This window comes from Pseudomonas sp. CAM1A (genome assembly GCF_047501685.1).
Classification (GTDB): Bacteria; Pseudomonadota; Gammaproteobacteria; order Pseudomonadales; family Pseudomonadaceae; genus Aquipseudomonas.
The window spans coordinates 470,819-486,873 of the sequence record NZ_JBFNXP010000003.1 but is presented as its reverse complement, the minus strand read 5'-3'; the positions used below and the strand labels follow the sequence as shown (position 1 = coordinate 486,873).

General features: G+C 64.4%; 15 protein-coding genes. 4 read left to right on the top strand and 11 right to left on the bottom strand.

Features of this window, described 5'->3' with window-relative positions; all coding sequences use genetic code 11:
• Positions 1–51: 51 nt before the first annotated feature.
• On the top strand, positions 52–1,035 hold the full coding sequence (locus ABZO33_RS10680) for a LysR family transcriptional regulator (protein WP_414535996.1): 984 nt from the start codon (positions 52–54) through the stop codon (positions 1,033–1,035).
• On the opposite strand, the gene ABZO33_RS10675 is transcribed toward ABZO33_RS10680, so the two are convergent.
• The gene (locus tag ABZO33_RS10675) at positions 935–1,621 is read right to left on the bottom strand and encodes a Crp/Fnr family transcriptional regulator (RefSeq protein WP_414535995.1); all 687 of its coding nucleotides are present in this window, start codon (positions 1,619–1,621) and stop codon (positions 935–937) included. The two genes, ABZO33_RS10680 and ABZO33_RS10675, sit on opposite strands and share 101 nt — an antisense overlap.
• Before the next feature lie 92 nt (positions 1,622–1,713).
• Here ABZO33_RS10675 and ABZO33_RS10670 point away from each other — a divergent pair, with 92 nt between their 5' ends.
• Complete coding sequence (locus ABZO33_RS10670; protein WP_414535994.1) at positions 1,714–2,238, top strand: DUF962 domain-containing protein; 525 nt, start codon at positions 1,714–1,716, stop codon at positions 2,236–2,238.
• Between the two features lie 110 nt (positions 2,239–2,348).
• On the opposite strand, the gene pcaC is transcribed toward ABZO33_RS10670, so the two are convergent.
• The 9 genes from pcaC to pcaR all read right to left on the bottom strand — a co-directional run bounded on the left by pcaC (position 2,349) and on the right by pcaR (position 11,925).
• The gene (pcaC, locus tag ABZO33_RS10665) at positions 2,349–2,741 is read right to left on the bottom strand and encodes a 4-carboxymuconolactone decarboxylase (RefSeq protein ID WP_070093782.1); all 393 of its coding nucleotides are present in this window, start codon (positions 2,739–2,741) and stop codon (positions 2,349–2,351) included.
• Positions 2,742–2,751: 10 nt separating this feature from the next.
• Positions 2,752–3,543 (bottom strand): 3-oxoadipate enol-lactonase, encoded by a 792-nt coding sequence (gene pcaD, locus ABZO33_RS10660; protein WP_414535993.1) that lies wholly within the window; start codon positions 3,541–3,543, stop codon positions 2,752–2,754.
• Between the two features lie 12 nt (positions 3,544–3,555).
• Positions 3,556–4,908 carry a 3-carboxy-cis,cis-muconate cycloisomerase gene (locus tag ABZO33_RS10655; protein ID WP_414535992.1) on the bottom strand — a complete coding sequence of 451 codons (1,353 nt, stop codon included), beginning with the start codon at positions 4,906–4,908 and terminating at the stop codon, positions 3,556–3,558.
• Positions 4,909–4,917: 9 nt separating this feature from the next.
• Positions 4,918–6,207 (bottom strand): MFS family transporter, encoded by a 1,290-nt coding sequence (locus tag ABZO33_RS10650; protein ID WP_414535991.1) that lies wholly within the window; start codon positions 6,205–6,207, stop codon positions 4,918–4,920.
• 161 nt (positions 6,208–6,368) lie between these two features.
• A complete protein-coding gene (gene pcaF / locus ABZO33_RS10645) occupies positions 6,369–7,574 on the bottom strand; it encodes a 3-oxoadipyl-CoA thiolase (protein WP_414536339.1) in 1,206 nt (401 codons plus the stop codon).
• Positions 7,571–8,350: a CoA-transferase subunit beta gene (locus ABZO33_RS10640; RefSeq protein ID WP_367856971.1), complete on the bottom strand. Its 780-nt coding sequence runs from the start codon at positions 8,348–8,350 to the stop codon at positions 7,571–7,573. The genes pcaF and ABZO33_RS10640 overlap by 4 nt, the downstream gene beginning before the upstream one ends.
• Positions 8,347–9,207: a CoA transferase subunit A gene (locus tag ABZO33_RS10635; RefSeq protein WP_094010170.1), complete on the bottom strand. Its 861-nt coding sequence runs from the start codon at positions 9,205–9,207 to the stop codon at positions 8,347–8,349. Before ABZO33_RS10635 ends, ABZO33_RS10640 begins: the two co-directional genes overlap by 4 nt.
• A 182-nt stretch (positions 9,208–9,389) precedes the next feature.
• Positions 9,390–10,736, bottom strand: a complete 1,347-nt coding sequence (locus tag ABZO33_RS10630; RefSeq protein WP_414535990.1) for an MFS transporter — start codon at positions 10,734–10,736, stop codon at positions 9,390–9,392.
• Positions 10,737–11,055: 319 nt separating this feature from the next.
• Complete coding sequence (gene pcaR, locus ABZO33_RS10625) at positions 11,056–11,925, bottom strand: pca regulon transcriptional regulator PcaR (protein WP_414535989.1); 870 nt, start codon at positions 11,923–11,925, stop codon at positions 11,056–11,058.
• 568 nt (positions 11,926–12,493) lie between these two features.
• Here pcaR and ABZO33_RS10620 point away from each other — a divergent pair.
• Together ABZO33_RS10620 and ABZO33_RS10615 are read left to right on the top strand one after the other, a co-directional pair.
• The gene (locus tag ABZO33_RS10620; protein WP_023629966.1) at positions 12,494–12,694 is read left to right on the top strand and encodes a hypothetical protein; all 201 of its coding nucleotides are present in this window, start codon (positions 12,494–12,496) and stop codon (positions 12,692–12,694) included.
• 311 nt (positions 12,695–13,005) lie between these two features.
• On the top strand, positions 13,006–14,478 hold the full coding sequence (locus ABZO33_RS10615; RefSeq protein ID WP_414535988.1) for an inorganic phosphate transporter: 1,473 nt from the start codon (positions 13,006–13,008) through the stop codon (positions 14,476–14,478).
• 91 nt (positions 14,479–14,569) lie between these two features.
• Here the strand turns inward: ABZO33_RS10615 and ABZO33_RS10610 are convergent, their stop codons facing one another.
• Positions 14,570–16,045 carry a helicase HerA-like domain-containing protein gene (locus ABZO33_RS10610; protein WP_414535987.1) on the bottom strand — a complete coding sequence of 492 codons (1,476 nt, stop codon included), beginning with the start codon at positions 16,043–16,045 and terminating at the stop codon, positions 14,570–14,572.
• Positions 16,046–16,055 lie beyond the last annotated feature (10 nt).

The window sequence follows — 16,055 nt, the reverse complement described above, 5'->3', positions numbered from 1 at the left end:
ATGTAACAAGCCGCTAAAACCAAGCTCCTATCCCCGCACCAGAGCCCGAGCATGGACCTCCGCCAACTGCGCTATTTCATCGCCCTCATCGAATACCGCAGTTTCGTCCGCGCCGCCGACGCCATGGGTATCACCCAACCCGCCTTCAGCCGAGCAATCCAGAATCTCGAACATACCTTTGGTTGCGCCCTGGTCGATCGCGCCAGCAAGGCATTGCCCCCCACCCCCGAGGGCCAAGTGGTGTTGCAACATGCCCGTCGCCTGGTCCAGGGTGCCTCGCAACTGAACAACGACATCCTGCAGATGACCAAGCTCGATGCCGGAGAGCTGCAATTCGGCAGCGGCCCGGCCCTCGCCGTGCGCTTGGTGCCTCAGGCCCTGCAACATTTCATCGGCGCTCATCCCGGCATCCGCACTGACTTGCGGGTGGATAACGCCGAGCGCCTGGGCCAGGCACTGCGTCGCGAACAAATCGAGTTTTTCGTCGATGACGTGCGGCCCTTCGAGGCCGATCCCAACTTCCACACAGAGGCACTGTCCCCGCGCCCTGGCCTGTTCTTCTGCCGCCCCGGGCACCCGTTGCTGGCCAAGGACAGCCTGTCGACCAACGACCTGTTCGCCTATCCCCTGGCCAGCGCCCTGCTGGCCCCCGGCGTGCGCAAACGTCTGGCCAACCTCAGCGGACGCACCGACTTCACCCCGCACCTGCAGACCGAGCACCTGGCGGTGCTGCGCAGCGTGGTGCTCGCTAGCGACGCCATTGGCACGGCCAGCGAGGAGGCGATGGTCGAGGACCTGGCCGCCGGCCGTCTGGTGCGTCTGCACTGGCGCAACCTGCCACCAGGCCTGGAAGTGCTCAGCGTGCGCTGTGGGGTGATCAGTCGCAGCGGCCAGCGCCTGTCACCGGCTGCGCGGGCGATGATCGATATCCTGGTCAGCCTTGATGCTGCCCCATCGACCGCAGACGTGGCGCATCGACAATCTCCACCTCGCCATAGCCCAGGCGCACCACGCCGGACTGTTCGAGGCTCCTGAGGATCTGGTTGATGGTCTGGCGCGACAGCGACAGCATCAAGGCCAACTGTTCCTGGGACACCTGCAACCGCCATTGGGCGACATCACGCTCACCGTAGCCTTCGGCCATCTGCAACAGCCGCTGCGCCACCCGCGGCGCGGCGGCCAGCAGGCTCTGCTGCTCGAGGGCGACGAACACCCAGCGCAACTTGTGGCTCATCAGCAGGGCCAGGTCGCGCCAGTGCTCTGGCTGGCAGGCCAACCATTCCAGCAACGGCGCCTGGGGAATCCACAGCAGGCGTGTCGGCCCCTCGGCATAGGCGTCGTGGGTGCGCGGCTGGCCGTCGAACAGGCTGATCTCGCCGAACCAGTGGGGCGACTCGACCAGCGTCAGCAACGCTTCCTTGCCTTCGCTGCTGACCGCCCCGACCCGCATCGCCCCTTCGAGTACCGCATACAGGCCACACGGCGCATCGCCGCGCTGGAACAGACGCTGCCCCGCTGCCAGCTCACGCGAACGGCCCAGGGCCAGCAGACTATCCTGAACGGTAGCGGGCAATTGCCGGAACCACTGGCCATGCAGCAGCTGAGTACGCGGATCGTGCATGGCACCTCGCAAAGCGAACTCTGTCGGCCAGGCGACAGACGACGATGAATGAACAGGGGCAAGCTGTGCTCACCCCTGATGGAGGAACAACAATGAAAAACCTCGTCGAGCACCTGAGTCAATACGCGGCCTACCACCGCGATCCACGCAACATCGCCACCCACTTCATTGGTATCCCGCTGATCGTGCTGGCCGTGGCCGTGCTGCTGTCCCGCCCAGGCTGGGACGTGGCGGGCCTCTGGCTGTCGCCGGCACTGCTGCTGGCGGGCTGGTCTGTGTGGTTCTACCTGCGCCTGGACCTGCGCTTCGGCCTGCTGATGGGCCTGCTGCTGGGCTTGTGCCTGTGGGCCGGCCAGGCGCTGGCCGTGCAGAGTACCGGGCTGTGGTTGAGTGCCGGGCTGGGTGCGTTCGTGGTGGGCTGGATCATCCAGTTCGTCGGACATGCCTACGAAGGGCGCAAGCCGGCATTCGTCGATGACTTGAGCGGGCTGATCATCGGGCCGCTGTTCGTGGTGGCGGAGCTGGCGTTCATGGCTGGGCTGTGCGGCGAGCTGAAAAAGGCCGTGGAGGCCAATGCCGGGCCTGTCGCCGTTCGCCAGAAGAAAGCCGCAGCATGACGGTGGCATTGCGTATTCCTCATCGCTGGCAAGCCAGCTCCCACAAGAGCAGCTGATGCCGGTCCCTGTGGGAGCTGGCTTGCCAGCGATTAAGGCGACACCAATTCACCTCACTGCCGCGACTCAACCCCCAACTCATCCCACACCGACTCGGCCAGGTGAAATGTGGCATTGGCTGCCGGGATCCCGCAGTAGATCGCGCTCTGCATGATCACTTCCTTGATTTCCTCCCGCGTCACACCATTGTTGGCGGCCGCGCGCAGGTGCAGCTTGAGTTCGTCGTTGCGGTTCATGCCGATCAGCATGGCGATGGTGATCAGGCTGCGGGTGTGCCGGGGCAGGCCGGGGCGGGTCCAGATATCGCCCCAGGCGTGCCGGGTGATCATCTCCTGGAACTCGCCGTTGAAATCATTGAGCTTTTCCAGGCTACGGTCCACGTGGGCATCACCGAGCACCGCGCGACGCACCTGCATGCCGGCATCGTAACGTTGTTTCTCATCCATGGCAGGTTCCTCAGCGGGCCAGCAGGAAGTCGAGCACCCGGGCGGTGAAGGCCGCGCCGATCTCGACGTTGGACAGGTGCGCCGCCGGGAACTCGGCATAGGTCGCGTTGACGATGCGGCGCTGCATGAAGCGGCCATGCTCAGGCGTGGTGACCACGTCCGCAGTGCCCGCCACCACCAGCGTCGGCACCTGGATGCGCCCCAGCTGTTCACGGTAATCGGCATCACGTACCGCCGCGCAATTGGCGGCATAGCCTTCTGGGCTGGTGTACGCGAGCATCTGGCAGATGCGCTGGGCCTCGGCCGGCTGCGCCAAGGCGAAGGCCGGGGTGAACCAACGGGCGATGGAGCCGTCGCGCAGGTCCGCCATGGCCTGCTGGCCGCCCTTGAGCACCGTGTCGATGCGGGAGTTCCAGACCTCGTCGTTGGCGATCTTCGCCGCGGTGTTGCACAGGGTCAGGCTGTGCAGGCGGTGGCCGGCGTTGATGCCCAGCCATTGGCCGATCAGGCCGCCCATGGACAGGCCGACGAAGTGCGCATGCTCGATGTCCAGCGCATCGAGCAGGGCCAGCACGTCGTCCCCCAGCTGTTCGATGCTGTAGGGGCCTTGAGTGACCAACGAGCCGCCATGGCCACGGGTGTCGTAGCGCAGCACGCGAAAGTGTTCGCTCCAGGCGGGAATCTGCTCATCCCACATGCCCAGGTCGGTGCCCAGGGAGTTGGACAGCACCAGCACCTGCGCATCGGCCGGGCCATCGAGTTGGTAGTTCAGTACGCCATCGGCCAGTTGCAAATGCGCCACAGCGGTCTCCTTTCAGGCAGTGAAACGTTGATGTTCGGCCACGGCGCGCGCCACCCATACGCGGGCCTGGCCCAGGTAATGGGTGGGGTCGAGCAGGCGATCGAGCTCGTCGCCGGACAACTCGGCGTTGACCTGCGGTTCATCACCGAGCACTGCACGCAGATGGCGCCCTTCGGCCACGGCGCGCTGGCAGCACTGCTCCAGCAAATGATGGGCACGGTCGCGGCCCAGGCGCTGGGCGAGGACGATACTAACCGCCTCGGCCAGCACCAGGCCCTGGGTAAGGTCGAGGTTGCGGCGCATGCGTTCGACGTCCACCTCCATGCCTTCAGCGATCACCTGGGCCTGGCGCAGGGCGCCGGAGACCAGGCAGCAGATCTCCGGCAGGGTTTCCCACTCGGCGTGCCACAGGCCGAGGCTGCGCTCGTGCTCCTGGGGCATCGCGCTGAACAGGGTCGAAAGCAGCCCGGGCACACGGGTGGCGGCGCCGATCAGCACCGCCGCCCCGACCGGATTGCGCTTGTGCGGCATGGTCGAGGAACCGCCCTTGCCCGGCGCGGCGGGTTCGAACAACTCGCCCGCCTCGGTCTGCATCAGCAGGCTGACGTCACGGCCGAACTTGCCCAGGCTGCCGGCGACCAGGCCCAGCACCGAGGCGAACTCCACCAGGCGGTCGCGCTGGGTGTGCCACGGCTGTTCGGGCAAGGACAGCTTCAGTTGCGCGGCCAGGGCCTCGGCCACCGGCAGCGCTTTGCTGCCCAGCGCCGCCAGGCTGCCGGAAGCGCCACCGAACTGCAGCACCAGCAGGCGCGGGCGCAGTTCCTTGAGGCGTTGCCGATGGCGAGTCAGGGCGCCGAGCACACCGGCCAACTTCATGCCCAGCGTCACCGGCGTGGCATGCTGCAGCCAGGTACGCCCCACCAGCGGTGTGTCGGCATGCCGCAATGCCTGATGCGCCAGGGTGTCGGCCAGCTTGCCGAGATCGTTTTCGAGCAACCCCAGGGCCTCGCGCAGTTGCAGCACCAGGCCGCTGTCCATCGCATCCTGGCTGGTGGCGCCCAGATGCACGTAGCGCTCGGCCTCGGGTACGCCAGTGGCGACCACCTTACCCAAGGCCTTGACCAGCGGGATCGCCGAATTGCCGGCCACCGCTATGGCGTCGGCCAGCGCCCGGACATCGTAGCGCTCGGCCTTGCAGGCCGCCTCGATGGCAGTCACCGCCGTGTGCGGCACCAGCCCGGCGGCCGCTTCGGCGCGAGCCAGGGCCGCCTCGAAGTCGAGCATGCCCTGTAACCGGCCCCGGTCGGAGAAAACCTCGCGCATGGCCGGGGCGGTGAAGTAGGCGTCGAACAGTTGGTTGCTCATGCAACGTCCTTAGTGATCGTGGTGCAGGTACGCCGCCTGCTTCGGCAGGCGCAGGCTGAACAGGAAAGCCACCGCCATCATGGCGGTCACGTACCAGTAGAAGGTGTTCTCCATCCCCAAGGTTTTCAAGCCCAGTGCCACGTATTCGGCCGAGCCGCCGAACACCGCGTTGGCCACGGCGTAGGCCAGCCCCACGCCCAATGCGCGAACCTGTGGCGGGAACATCTCGGCCTTCACCAGGCCGCTGATGGAGGTGTAGAAGCTGACGATGCACAAGGCCAGGGTCACCAGCACGAAGGCCATGAACGGGCTGGTCACGGTCTTCAGCGCCATCAGCAAGGGGACGGTGAAGAGCGTCCCCAGGGCGCCGAACAGCAGCATCGAATTACGCCGACCGATGCGGTCGGAGAGCATGCCGAACAGCGGCTGCAGGATCATGAACAGGAACAGTGCGCCGGTCATGACGAAACTGGCGCTCTTGGCATTCATGCCGGCGGTATTGACCAGGTACTTCTGCATGTAGGTGGTGAAGGTATAGAAGATCAGCGAACCACCGGCGGTATAACCCAGCACGGTGATGAACGCGGCGGCGTGATTACGGAATAACCCGCTGATGCTGCCGGCATCCTTGTCCTGGCGAGTCTCGGCGCTGCTGGTCTCGTGCAGCGAACGGCGCAGCATCAGCGAGATCAGCGCGGCGATGGCACCGACCACGAACGGGATGCGCCAGCCCCAGGCACGCAGTTCGTCTTCAGTAAGCAACTGCTGCAGGATCACCACCACCAGTACCGCCAGCAATTGACCGCCGATCAGGGTCACGTACTGGAACGAGGCGAAGAAGCCGCGCTGGCCGCGCAGCGCCACCTCGCTCATGTAGGTCGCGGTGGTGCCATATTCGCCGCCCACCGACAGGCCCTGGATCAGCCGCGCCAGCAACAGCAGCGCCGGAGCCAGGGTGCCAATGCTCGAGTAAGTCGGCAGGCAGGCGATCATCAGGGAGCCGAAACACATCATCAGCACCGAGATCATCAGCGAGTTCTTGCGCCCGTGGCGGTCGGCCAGGCGGCCGAAGATCCAGCCACCGATCGGGCGCATCAAAAAGCCTGCGGCAAATACACCGGCGGTGTTGAGCAACTGCACGGTGGGGTCGTCGGAGGGGAAGAAGGCCGGGGCGAAGTAGATGGCGCAGAAGGCGTAGACATAGAAGTCGAACCATTCCACCAGGTTGCCCGACGAGGCGCCGACGATGGCGAAGATACGCTTGCTGCGTTCTTCGCCGGTGTAATAGGTTGAGGTCATGGTGCGTTTGCTCCTGGAGGGTCACAGGTAATTCTAGACATACCTGGTTACACACTCGTTCCGCCTTGCCCGTGCGTCATGGCTAGCGGCCTCATCGCGGGGCAAGCCCGCTCCCACGCAGCCTCGCAGGCATTCTCGTGGGAGCGATGGGTTTTAAAGGATCAGATCCTTTCAATAGCCAACGCCAACCCCTGGCCAACGCCCACACACATGGTCGCCAGACCCTTGCGCCCGCCGCTCTTCTCCAACTGGTGCAGCGCCGTCAGCACCAGCCGCGCACCGCTCATGCCCAGCGGGTGGCCCAGAGCGATGGCGCCGCCATTGGGGTTCACCTGCGGTGCATCGTCTGCCACGCCCAGCTCGCGCAACACCGCCAGGCCCTGGCTGGCAAAGGCTTCATTGAGCTCGAGGACATCAAAGTCGGCCACGGCAATACCAAGCCGCTCGGTCAGCTTGCGCACCGCGGGTACCGGGCCGATGCCCATCACCCGTGGCGCCACACCAGCGCTGGCCATGCCCAGCACCCGGGCGCGCGGGGTCAGGCCATGTGCCTTCACCGCCTCGGCCGACGCCAGAATCAGCGCGGCGGCACCGTCGTTGACACCCGAGGCGTTGCCAGCGGTAACGGTCTTGTGCGGGCCGTTGACCGGCTTGAGCTTGGCCAGCGCCTCCAGCGTGGTCTGCGGGCGCAGATGTTCGTCGTGCTCGACCACCGTCTCACCCTTGCGGTGCTGGATACGCACCGGCACGATTTCCTCGGCGAAAAAGCCGGCGGCCTGTGCGGCGGCGGCCTTCTGCTGGCTGCGCAGGGCGAAGGCATCCTGGTCGGCACGCGACACCTGGTAATCATCGGCGACGTTGTCGGCGGTCTCGGGCATCGAGTCCACACCGAACTGGGCACTCATCAACGGATTGACGAAGCGCCAGCCGATGGTGGTGTCCTCGAGCTTCATGTTGCGCGAGTAGCCGCTCTCGGCCTTGCCCATCACGAACGGTGCGCGGGACATCGACTCGACACCACCGGCAATGGCCAGCTCCATCTCGCCGCTGGCGATGGCCCGGAAGGCGCTGCCGACGGCGTCCATGCCCGAGGCGCACAGGCGGTTGAGGGTCACGCCTGGGACGCTGTGTGGCAAGCCGGCCAGCAACAGCGCCATGCGCGCCACGTTACGGTTGTCCTCGCCAGCCTGGTTGGCACAACCGAAGAACACTTCGTCGAGCCGCTCCCATTGCACACCCGGGTTACGCTCGATCAACGCCTTGAGCGGCACCGCCGCCAGGTCGTCGGCGCGCACGCCGGCCAGGGCCCCACCGAAACGACCGATAGGGGTACGAACAGCGTCGCAGATGAAGACGTCACGCATCAGGCTTCTCCTGCCGTCTGGCCATGGGCGGCGGCGGTACGCGCTTCGAGGTCGCGCAAGGCGGACAGCTCTACCTCGCTTGGTGCCGCGGTTTGCTGCACGTCCTCGGCAAAGCGGATCGCCCAGCCAGTGGCTTTGATGATCTGCTCGCGGGTCACGCCAGGGTGGATCGAGGTGACTACGAACTCGTGGGTACCCGCCTCCGGCTCCATGATGCACAGGTCGGTAATGATGCCGACCGGCCCCTCACCCGGCAGACCCAGGCGCTGGCGCGAATCGCCGCCTTCGCCATGGCCCACCGAGGTGATGAAGTCGAGTTTGTCGACGAAGGCCCGCGGCGACTGCTTGAGGATGATCAACACCTGCTTGGCGGAGCCGGCGATCTCCGGCGCGCCGCCAGCTCCCGGCAGACGGGTCTTCGGTGCGTGGTAGTCGCCGACCACGGTGGTGTTGATATTGCCGAAGCGGTCAACCTGGGCGGCGCCGAGAAAGCCGACGTCGATGCGCCCGCCCTGCAGCCAGTAGCGGAAGATCTCGCCGGTCGGCACCACGGTGTCGGCGGTCTCGGCCAGCTCGCCGTCACCGATGGACAACGGCAGCACACTCGGTTTGGCACCGATCGGGCCGGACTCGTAGATCAGTACTACGTCGGGCGACGAGGTCAGGCGCGCCAGGTTGGCGGCCTTCGACGGCAGGCCGATGCCGACGAAGCAGACGGCGCCATTGCGCAGGCGACGGGCGGCGGCGACAGTCATCATTTCGGAAGTGGAGTAGCTCATTGCGCGGCCTCCGCGGTGCTGGCCAGCCTGGCCTGGAATTCGGTGAAGTCGGCGGTGCCACGGATATAGGTGTCGATCCAGGCAGTGAACGATTCACGGTTGCGGGCAATCGGGTCCCAGGCCTGGTAGAAACGGTTGTCGCGCTCGTAGTAGCCGTGGGCGTAGGACGGATGGGCGCCACCGGGCACCAGGCACACCGCGCTGAGGGCCCAGGTCGGCAGGACGCAGGCATTCATCGGCGCCTGCAGGTCATCGACAATTTCCTCGACGGTGACGATGCAGCGCTTGGCTGCCAGCGCCGCTTCCTTCTGCACGCCGAGGATGCCCCACAGCAGCACGTTGCCCTTGCGGTCAGCCTTCTGCGCATGGATCACGGTGACGTCCGGGCGCACCGACGGCACGGCGGCGAGCACTTCTCCGGTAAACGGGCAGGTGACGCTCTTGATCAGCGGGTTGACCTTCGGCAGGTCGGAGCCGGCGTAGGCGCGCAGCACCGCGAACGGCAGGCCGGAGGCACCGGCGACATAGGCATTGGCCAGGTCGGCGTGGCTGTGCTCCTCGATCTCGATGGCGTGGGGCCACTGTTTCTCCACCGCATCGCGCAGGCGGTGCAGCGAACCGACGCCGGGGTTGCCGCCCCAGGAGAAGATCAGCTTGCGCGCGCAGCCGGCGCCGATCAGCTGGTCGTAGATCAGGTCAGGGGTCATGCGCACCAGGGTCAGGTCGCGCTTGCCCTGGCGGATGATCTCGTGGCCGGCGGCGGTCGGGATCAGGTGGGTGAAACCTTCGAGGGCGACGCTGTCGCCATCCTGGATGAACTGCTTCACGGCCTCGTGAAGCGAGAGGATTGCTGCCATTGGAGACTCCTGGTCAGGTCGAGTCGGGTCAGTGAGCAGCGGGCCGATGCAGCGCTGCGATGGGCCCAGATTAAGGAGACTGAGGGGTGTATCTCAATCCGATAATCGCACTTTCGTGCGATTATCGAACCATTTGTTACCCTGCTATTTATACGGTCCTGAAGGGGCGAGCCACCCAGACTTCAGGTCGCATCCGCGTGGCTGACCAACCCTTTCACCACGACACCCACCGCGGCCAATGCCGCCGGCACCAGCAGCGCCGTCAGCACCTGCTCGAAATTCCACCCCAACCCCAGCAGCGTAGCCCCGCTCCAGGCGCCGAGAATCGCGCCGAAGCGACCGATCCCGAGCATCCAGGAAACGCCCGTGGCACGGCCTTGGGTCGGATAGAAGCGCGCCGCCAGCGAGGGCATGGCCGATTGCGCGCCGTTCACGCACATGCCGGCAACCAGCACCAGGGTCGCCAGCAAGGTGATGTTGCCCAGGCTCTGTCCAACGGCGTAGGCAAACACACCTGCCAGCAAATAGAAGATGCCGATTACCTTGTGCGGGTTGAAGCGGTCCATGGCCCACCCCACTGCCACCGCGCTCAGCACCCCGCCAAACTGGAACAATGCGCCGATGAAGGCCGCCTGCTCCATGCTTGCGCCGCTGTCGCGCATCAGTGTCGGCAGCCAGCTGGTCAGCAAATAGACGATCACCAGGCCCATGAAGTAGGTCAGCCACAGCAAGACGGTGCCCAGGCCATAGGTACCCGAGAAGATCACCGCAAACACGTTGCGCGCCGCCACCGCCTTCTGTTCCGGCACACTGAAGCTCGATGCCTGGGCTACCTGTTCAGGATTGATCGGCGCCAAGGTCTTGCGCACCTTGTCGGCGCCGCGATTGCGCACCACCAGAAAGCGCGCCGACTCCGGCAACCAGGCCAACAGCACCACTGCCAGCAGCAGCGGCAGCACGCCCCCGATCACCAGCAGGCTGTGCCAGCCGTAGGCCGGGATCAGCTTGGCCGAGATGAAACCACCGCCGGCCATGCCCAGGTTGAAACCACAGAACATGCTGGTCACCAGCAACGACTTGAGGCGCTCCGGGGTGTATTCCGACAACAAGGTAGTGGCGTTGGGCATGCCAGCCCCCAGGCCCAGACCGGTCAGAAAGCGCAATACCAGCAATTGGTCGACATTGGTCGCGTAGGCCGAGGCTAGGCTGAAGCCACCGAACACCAGTACCGCGCCCACCAGCACGCCCTTGCGTCCGAAGCGGTCGGCCAGCGGGCCGGAGCCGAGGGCGCCGAATACCATACCGATCAGCGCGGCGCTCATCACCGGGCCGAGACTGGCCCGGTCGATGCCCCATTCCTGGGACAGCGCCGGCGCGATGAAGCCCATGGCGGCGGTGTCCAGGCCGTCGAGAAAGACGATCAGGAAGCACAGGATCACCACCCGCCATTGAAAACGGGACAGCGGCTGAGCATTGATGAAGGACTGGACGTCGAGGCAGTTGCCGACAGCGGATTGCGGTTTGTTCATTATTGTTATCCGGGAGTTGGGCACAGGCAGGCTACCGCGCAGGGCGGATGCACTGGAACAGGAAACAGCGGATACGACGGCCGAGGCTCAGCCGGAGTGCAGCAGCACCGTGCGCGGGTGCGGCCGCGACAGCGAAGGGACAGTGGTCATGGGGATGCCCTCGGGCCTGTTGTTATTATCCGGTCGGCGCAGCCGACACGTGCGACAGACATTAATCAGCGGGCGTGGGCGGCGCAATTCGTCGAGAGCGACACTGTGCGTTTATCGAACAGGAAACAGTAGCTGGCCGGCGCTGGGGCGCAATGCGCCCCAGCATGCCTCAGCCAAACAGCTGATGGCACAAGTCCCTGCTGGCCGCCAGCAGGATCGGCAGGAACCGTTGCTCCAGCTCTCCACGGCTGACGCGGCCGACATGGGTGCTGACATTCAACGCCGCAAGCACCTGGCCGGAGGCGTCGTAGATCGGCACGGCAATCGAACGCAAGCCCTGCTCCAGCTCCTGGTCGACCACGCACCAGCCCTGCTCTCGCACCTGCTGGATACACGCGAACAACGAGGCCGGGTCGTGCAGGGTACGGCTGGTACGGGCCTTGAGGTCGGCGCGCTCCAGGTATTCGTGCAGGCTGGCATCGTCCAGCGCTGCCAGGAGGATGCGGCCCATCGAAGTGCAATAGGCCGGCAACCGCCCGCCGACCGAGAGGTCCACCGAGATCAGCCGTTCGACCGTGGCGGAGCGCGCAATATAAAGGATGTCATCGCCTTCCAATGTGGCCATGTTGGCCGCTTCATGAAGCTGGTCGCTGATGCGATCCAGGTAAGGCTGGGCCGACACCGCCAATGGCGTGGACGACAGGTAGGCATGGCCAAGGGTCAACACTTTGGGCAACAGCGAATAGGTACGCCCGTCAGTGGTCGCGTAACCCAGCTTCATCAGGGTATGCAGGCAGCGCCGCACCGCAGCGCGCGGGATCTCCGTTCGATGGCTGATCTGGGCGATGGTCAGGTGGCGCTTGCGCTCCTGGAAAGCCTGGATCACGGCCAGGCCACGGGCCAGGGAGGTCATGAAGTCAGGGTCGCCAGTGAACGCCTGGATACGCTTGGCCGCCGATGCCACGATCGGCGGGGCCAGGGTGGGGTTGGTACTGCGTGCGGGCTCGTTGGCTGACTGGCCGCTGGTTTCTTCGCTCATGGACATGCCTCAAAAAAATCGCTACCTCGTGCGATTATCGAACGAACGGCCGATAATCGCAATTGACCGCTGACACTTTTGCTTATACCTTTCCCCTGCCACATGTGGCTTCTTTGGAGAGACTGGTCAGGTACCCACCGTAGAAGTCCCAGGCAACGGCCTCGCCTCTCAGCGAGGCCGTTTTCATTTATGACACTAGCCGGCGAACTTGCCTGGCACATCGGCTTGAACCTTTTGAATGCCTGCACGACAAAGGGTTTATAGGCTGCACAACAAACTTCAGATCTATTGTCAGTTGCAGGTAAAGAACGATAGCCTTCAACCGGGCGATTGCTATAATCGCCCGTGTTGATTGCAAGCACCGTTTAACGGATCCAATCGACGCACTTTCGTTGCCTTGCGACTGCCAGCCCCTGCCTTTGCAGCGGCTCGCCGTGCGCTGCACCGCAGCTTGCCAACTCACGCATTGCCATTTCGGTGCAATGAATTGTTCGGTTTGTCGACATATCCGCATGCTGCGTGTGTATTTAAAGGCTGACGCCCAACTTCAACCTATTCAGGTATTACTGTGACGAAAGAAGAACTGCGCGCGGAACTCGAGCGCCAGGCTGAACGTTACAAGGATGTTTACGGTGGTGAAGTCACCACCTATGCCGCGCAACCCGATCCGGAACGCAAGCCTTGGCGTAAACGTGCCAGCGTTCTCGACCAGGCGTTCGCCCAGGAAATCGAGAAGATCGAAAAGGAACTGCGCAGCGACGACAACTGAAGCCGATCGATGCCAATGCGCTATCACCCAGTAAGGGTTAAGGCCAGTCGGGCAGGCAAAAACCTGTGATATGAAATGGAATCACACAAATTTCATACAATCGTTTTAATTGCGCAAGACCAGTAAAAATCACCTCAAATAGCTGATTTTTCTGAACTTTATCGATTTTTTACGGCTTTTTTTTGCGTTTACCCGGCACCAGGCTGCTTGTGCCATGCCGGCATTTGCCTGCCATCGGTCAGCGGCAGGTGCATCGATTGCCATGGTTTTCTGGCATAATCCGCCCCCCCTAAGACCGCCAGACAACCTTCATGATCGATTTATTCAGCGGACTGGATGCCTGGGTTATCGTGAGCCTGACGCTCGCGCTGACCTTCGTGCTCGCCTTCGAGTTCATCAATGGCTTTCATGACACCGCCAACGCGGTAGCCACCGTCATCTATACCAAAGCCATGCCACCGCACCTCGCCGTGTTCTTCTCTGGCGTGTTCAACTTCCTTGGCGTTCTGCTCGGTGGTGTCGGGGTGGCCTATGCCATCGTCCACCTGCTGCCGGTCGAGCTGCTGATCAATGTGAACACCGGCCACGGCCTGGCCATGGTCTTCTCGTTGCTGGCCGCAGCCATCACCTGGAACCTGGGCACCTGGTACTTCGGCATTCCGGCTTCCAGCTCGCACACCCTGATCGGCTCGATCCTCGGCGTCGGCCTGGCCAACGCCCTGCTCAGCGACATCCCGCTGGGTGACGGGGTCAACTGGCAGAAGGCCATTGATATCGGCATGTCCCTGGTGCTCTCGCCAATGGCCGGCTTCGCTGTCGCCGCCCTGGTGCTGATCGGCCTGAAATGGTGGCGTCCGCTGTCGAAGATGCACAAGACCCCTGACCAGCGCCGCAAGCTCGACGACAAGAAGCACCCGCCGTTCTGGAACCGCCTGGTGCTGGTGATCTCGGCCATGGGCGTGAGCTTCGTGCACGGCTCCAACGATGGCCAGAAAGGCATCGGCCTGATCATGCTGGTACTGATCGGTATCGTCCCGGCCAAGTTCGTCCTCGACCTGAACAGCACCACCTACCAGATCGAGCGCACCCGTGACGCCACCTTGCACCTGAGCCAGTTCTACCAGCGCAACGCCGCCACCCTGGGCGAGTTCCTGGCACTGGGCAAGGCCCAGGCAAGCGACCTGCCGGAGCAGTTCAGCTGCAATCCGCAGCAGACCGAGCCGACCATCGCCGCGCTGCAATCGTCGCTCTCCGGCGTGACCGACTATCGCGCCCTGAGCGCCGAGAAGCGCGTCGAAGTGCGCCGCTACCTGCTGTGCCTGGACGACACGGCGAAGAAGGTCGGCAAGCTGCCAGGCCTGGAGCCTCGTGAAAAGGCTGACCTGGACAAACTGCGCAAGGACCTGACCGCCACCACCGAATACGCACCGTTCTGGGTGATCGTCGCTGTCGCCCTGGCCCTGGGCCTGGGCACCATGGTCGGCTGGAAGCGCGTGGTGCTGACCGTTGGCGAGAAGATCGGCAAGCAGGGCATGACCTATGCCCAGGGCATGTCGGCGCAAATCACCGCGGCCTGCGCCATCGGCATGGCCAACGTGTTCAGCCTGCCGGTGTCCACCACACACGTACTGTCGTCCGGCGTGGCCGGCACCATGGTCGCCAACAAGAGCGGCCTGCAGGGCGGCACCGTGAAGACCATCCTGCTGGCCTGGGTGCTCACCCTGCCGGCAACAATGGGCCTGGCGGCCGGCCTGTTCTGGCTGGCCACCAAGGCCATTAGCTGAGTGCTGATGCAGTACTGAAAAAGGCGCCCCTTGCAGGGCGCCTTTTTCGTGGGAACGGCGGTGCGCCGATGCCGCGATAGGCCCAGTAGGTTTAACGTTTCTTCCCGCCCAGCAGCGACCCCATCAACCCTCGCACCAACTGGCGCCCCAACTGATTGGCCGCCTGGCGCACCGCCGACTTGATCGCCTGCCCCGCTGCGCTCTGCAGGAACTCGCCGGCCTTGTCGGCGAAGCTGTCTTCCCCGGCCTTGGCCTGGGGTACCGGTTCCACCGGCGCGCCCTTGCGCTGCGTGAGCATTTCATAGGCCGACTCACGGTCGATCGGCTTGTCATAACGCCCTGCCAACGGCGACGCCGCGATCAGCGCACTGCGCTCAGCCGCGCTCAAGGGCCCGATCCGCGATTGTGGCGGCGCGATCAACACCCGCTGAACCATGGCTGGCGTGCCCTTCTCTTCCAGGGTGCCGACCAGGGCTTCGCCTATACCGAGCTCAGTAAGCACCGCCAGGCTGTCGAACGCCGGGTTCGGCCGGAAGCCATCAGCCACCGCACGCAATGATTTCTGCTCCTTGGCGGTGAAGGCGCGCAGGCCATGCTGGATGCGCAAGCCCAACTGGGCCAACACCGCATCCGGCAGATCCCCCGGCGACTGGGTGACGAAATACACCCCCACGCCCTTGGAGCGGATCAGCCGCACCACTTGCTCCAGGCGGTCCTGCAACGCTTTGGGCGTGCCATTGAACAGCAGATGCGCCTCATCGAAGAACAACGCCAGCACAGGTTTGTCGGCATCGCCGCGCTCTGGTAGCTGCTCGAACAATTCAGCCAGCAGCCACAGCAGGAACGTCGCATAGACTTTGGGGGCATCATGTACCAGCCGGCTGGCATCGAGCAGGTGGATGCGGCCGCGCCCGTCGCCCTCGGGGCGCAGCAGGTCTTCGAGCTGCAGCGCCGGTTCGCCGAACAATGCCTCGGCCCCTTGTTGCTCCAGGGTCGCCAGCCGGCGCAAGAGCGCCTGCGTGGAAGCGCTGGTCATCAACGCGCTGTCGTCACCCAGTAATTGCGGGTTGTCCTTGAGGTGCGCAAGCAACGCCTTGAGGTCCTTCAGGTCAAGCAGCAGCAGGCCCTCACGATCGGCCACCTTGAATGCCGCATACAAGGCAGCCTGCTGACTGTCGGTAAGCTCCAGCAGGTTGCCCAGCAGCAGCGGGCCCATTTCACTCATCGTGGTGCGCAGGGGATGCCCCGATTGCCCCGCGACATCCCACAGGCTTACCGGATAGCCCCGGGGCGTGTGATTCAGCCACGGCATGCCGGCGATCCGCTCGGCCACCTTGCCCTGCGGCGCGCCCGCCGCACCGAGGCCACACAGGTCGCCCTTCACATCCGCCGCGAATACCGCCACCCCGGCGTCACTGAACAGCTCGGCGAGGTGCTGCAGGGTAACCGTCTTGCCGGTGCCCGTGGCCCCGGCCACCAGGCCGTGCCGGTTGGCCAGGCGCATGGCCTGGGATATCGGTTGACCATCCGGCCCTGCTCCTACAACCATTCGTAAGGAATCTGACATCTTCTTTCAT